The sequence below is a fragment of the Halomonas sp. BM-2019 genome (genome assembly GCF_017584085.1).
This window is the reverse complement of record NZ_CP071922.1, coordinates 1,874,490-1,878,769: the sequence shown is the minus strand read 5'-3', so window position 1 is coordinate 1,878,769 and position 4,280 is coordinate 1,874,490. Positions and strand designations below refer to the sequence as shown.

Annotated in this window: 2 protein-coding genes; one reads left to right on the top strand and one right to left on the bottom strand. The window is 69.5% G+C overall.

The features are described from left to right. Positions 1-98: 98 nt before the first annotated feature. The gene (locus J5F18_RS09470; protein WP_346301990.1) at positions 99-1,046 is read right to left on the bottom strand and encodes an RluA family pseudouridine synthase; all 948 of its coding nucleotides are present in this window, start codon (positions 1,044-1,046) and stop codon (positions 99-101) included. Positions 1,047-1,612: 566 nt separating this feature from the next. Between J5F18_RS09470 and rne the strand changes: the two genes are divergently transcribed. Then, a partial coding sequence (gene rne / locus J5F18_RS09465; RefSeq protein ID WP_346301989.1) for a ribonuclease E occupies positions 1,613-4,280 on the top strand: 2,668 nt, incomplete at its 3' end.

Below are 4,280 nucleotides of genomic sequence, written 5' to 3'. Positions count from 1 at the left end.
GGCCGCCGAATCCATCAGGGTGCCATCCCAGTCGAAGATCACCAGTCGATAGCGCATTGTCCTCTCCCCTTGGTCGATCCGTACAGTCGTTGCTGGTCTCAGGCGTCGCGGCGGGCGCGGGCCAGCACCGCCTCGAGCTCCGCAGGCAGCGGCGCCCGGATCCGCACCGGACGGCCGCTGGTGGGCTCGGGAAAGCTCAGCGACTCGGCGTGCAGGAACAATCGCGAGACGCCGAGGGCGTCGCCGAGCCGCTGGCTGTCGCGACTGGCGTACTTGTCGTCCCCCAGCAGGGGGTGGCCGGCGTGGGCGGCATGCACGCGAATCTGGTGGGTGCGCCCGGTCACCGGCTCGGCCTCCAGCAGAGTCACCCCGGGGAAGGCCTCACGCACCGCGAAGCGGGTGCGGGCCACCTTGCCGTCGGGAGCGACCCGCACCCGGCGCTCGCCGTTGGCCAGGGTATAGCGGTCGAGTCGCGCCGCCACATAGTCCCGCCGCGCCGGCCAGCACCCGGCCACCAGGGCCAGGTAGCGCTTCTCCATCTGCTGCCGCTTGAGTGCCTCGTTCAACGCCAGCAGCGCCGGGCGCGACTTGGCCAGCAGCAGGCAGCCCGAGGTATCGCGATCCAGGCGATGGACCAGCTCGAGGAAGTCGAGGTCCTCGCGCACCTGGCGCAGCGCCTCGATCAGGCCGATCTTGACCCCGCTGCCGCCGTGCACGGCGAGCCCGGCGGGCTTGTTGATCACCAGCCAGTCGCGCCCCTCCACCAGCACGCTGCCGGCCAGCAGGTTGCGCAGGTTATCGCTTACCTCGCGCACCGCCTCGCGAGGCGAGAGCCTGAGCGGCGGGATGCGCACCAGGTCACCGAGCGCCAGCCGGGTATCCGGCCTGACGCGCTTCTTGTTGACCCGCACCTCGCCCTTGCGCACGATGCGATAGATCAGCGCCCGCGGCGCCCCCTTGATGCGCGTCATCAGGAAGTTGTCGACCCGCTGGCCGTCCTGCCCTTCCGTCACCTCGACCCACTGTACGTCGCGCCCTTCGGCCATGCCGAGACTCCACTGCAGATCCTGCGAAAAGCCGCATTCTATCGCAGTGGGCGCCCGGGTGCGCCAATTGCTGGGGCACCCCTTTGCTGTTATATTGCCAGCTCGCCCCACTGGGCCGAAATGCCCACCGAGCGCCTGCCCGACAGACACGCAGGCCGGAGCGACAAGAATCAGGCCGCGACGACGCCGCTGCGTCCCGCCGCCCCATGCAGTACCGATGCAGGACAGGTAACACAACCAGATAGCGCCACGCCCGGATCCCCCGTCGCTTCCCCCGTCATGGAGCGTCGGCAGGCCACGGGACACGTCAATCAGCGTGCCGGAGACCGGCGGTGGCGAATCGATGAATGCCAGGTGTTGGCGGTGACCGCAGGGCCGGATGGGTGACCCCCACCGAGACATGTCCTGCCTCCGCCCCGTACTCAACATGCTCATGCCGCGGTGCTGCCCGACCGGGAGCCCCCGGCCGGACGCTATTGCGCATCGTGACATGCGCTGAGCACAGGCACGCAGCACACAGCGGTTCGCCACGCCGAGCTCGCCGGCGCCCTATAGTGCGAGACAACATGAAACGGATGCTCATCAATGCGACCCAGCCAGAAGAGCTGCGCGTCGCGCTGGTCGATGGACAACGCCTCTACGACCTGGACATCGAATCCGGTGCCCGGGAACAGAAGAAAGCCAATATCTACCGCGGCAAGATCACCCGCATCGAACCCTCCCTGGAAGCCGCCTTCGTGGACTTCGGCGCCGACCGTCACGGCTTCCTGCCGCTGAAGGAGATCTCCCGCGAGTACTTCGTCAAGGAGCCCGCCTCCGGCCGCCCCAGCATCAAGGAGGTGCTGAAGGAAGGACAGGAGGTCATCGTCCAGGTGGACAAGGAAGAGCGCGGCAACAAGGGTGCGGCGCTGACCACCTTCATCAGCCTGGCCGGGCGCTTCCTGGTGCTGATGCCCAACAACCCCAAGGCCGGCGGCATCTCGCGGCGCATCGAGGGCGAGGAGCGCAGCCAGCTCAAGGACGCCATGGGGCAACTCACCGTGCCCGACAAGATGGGCCTGATCGTGCGCACCGCCGGCATCGGCCGGTCGCCCGAGGAGCTGCAGTGGGACCTGGACTACCTGGTGCAGGTGTGGGAGTCGATCACCGCCGAGGCCGGCAAGCGCCCCGCCCCCTTCCTGATCTACCGCGAGTCCAACGTCATCATCCGCGCCATGCGCGACTACCTGCGTCAGGACATCGGCGAGGTGCTGATCGACAGTGAGGCGGTGCACCAGGAGGCGCTGGCCTTCATCCGCCAGGTGATGCCCTCCTACCAGCAGAAGATCAAGCTCTACGTCGATGAGGTGCCGCTTTTCTCGCGCTTCCAGATCGAGTCCCAGATCGAGACCGCCTACGAGCGCGAGGTGAAGCTGCCCTCCGGCGGTTCCATCGTCATCGACCACACCGAGGCGTTGGTCTCCATCGACATCAACTCGGCACGCGCCACGCGCGGCAGCGATATCGAGGAAACCGCCCTGCAGACCAACCTGGAGGCGGCCGACGAGATCGCCCGCCAGCTGCGGCTGCGCGATATCGGCGGCCTGGTGGTGATCGACTTCATCGACATGAGCCCGGCGCGCAACCAGCGCGAGGTCGAGAACCGCATGCGCGATGCCCTCAAGCTGGACCGCGCTCGGGTGCAGATCGGCCGCATCTCTCGCTTCGGCCTGATGGAGATGTCCCGCCAGCGTCTGCGCCCCTCGCTCGGCGAGACCAGCGGCGTGGTCTGCCCGCGTTGCGACGGCCAGGGCACCATTCGCGACGTGCGCTCCATCTCGCTCTCGATCATGCGCCTGATCGAGGAGGAGGCCATGAAGGAGCGCAGCGCCCAGATCCGCGCCATCCTCCCGGTGCCGGTGGCCACCTACCTGCTCAACGAGAAGCGCGCTGTGCTGGCCGACATCGAGCGGCGCCAGAGCGTCAAGGTCGTGCTGCTGCCGAGCCCCGAGATGGACACCCCCCACTATGACGTCCAGCGCCTGCGCGATGACCACGTGGACGAGGAGGGCCCCCAGAAGTCCAGCTTCGAACTCTCCACCGAGACCGAGGTGGGCAAGGAGCCCGAGCCCGGCTTCGGCAAGCCGGTGCAGCGTGCCGAGGCGGCGGTGAAGACCGTCATCCATCACGAGCCGGCGCCCGCCTCCCTGCAGCGGGAAGAGCCCCAGGCTACCCCGACTCCGGCCGCCAGGCCCGCCGCCCGTCCCCCCGCCGTGACACAACCCGTCGCCGAGCCCCAGGCCGGCGTGCTGGGCCGACTGGTCAAGGGCCTCGCCAAGCTGCTGGGCAGCGACGAAGCCCCTGCCGAGGGCGGACAGCAGCCGCCCACCCGTACCGAGGCGTCACCCGTCGAAAGAGCCGCCCCCAAGCCCGCCCGGCGCGACGACGAGCGCAGCGGGCGTAACGGTCGTCAGCGTCGCCCGCGCAACGAGGAGCGTCGCGGCGCACCGCGCCAGGACAGCGAGCGCGGCGACGGTACCGACAACCGCGGTGGCCGCGGCGGTCGTGGCCGCGGTCGCCAGGACGACGCACGCCAGCCACGGCAGCAGGAGACGCCCAAGCGCGATGACAAACCGCGTGACGAGAAGTCTCGCGACGACTCGCGCCGCCCTCGAGGCGGGGACAAGCGCGACGAGCGTCCCACCGACAGGCCGCTGGAGGCGAAGGCCGACGCGCCCAAAGCCGAGACGCCGGTGGACGACGGCAAGCCCAAGCGCACCCGCAACAACCCGCGCAACCGCAGCCGCCAGCATGCCATCCATCCGAAGGCGGTAGAGGAGCAGCAGCGCCTGCAGGCGGAGGCCGCCAAGGCCGAGACCGTGGAGGACACCCGCCCGTCGGACCAGGCCAAGCCGAAGCCGGAAGCCAAGGCCGCAGCCCCCCAGGCCGAAGCGCCCAAGCCCGAGCCTAAGGCCCAGGCCCAGGCGCCCAAAGCGGAGTCGAAGCCCGAGCCCCAGACCCAGGCACCCAAGACGGAACCGAAGCCCGAGCCCAAGCCCGAGGCCCAGGCCCAGGCCCAGGCGCCCAAAGCGGAGTCGAAGCCCGAGCCCCAGGCACCCAAGACGGAACCGAAGCCCGAGCCCGAGCCCCAGGCCCAGGCCCAGGCACCCAAGACGGAGTCGAAGCCGGAAGCCAGGGCCGAGGCCCCCGAGCCCCAGGCCGAGGCGCCCAAGACGGAGTCGAAGCCGGAAGCCA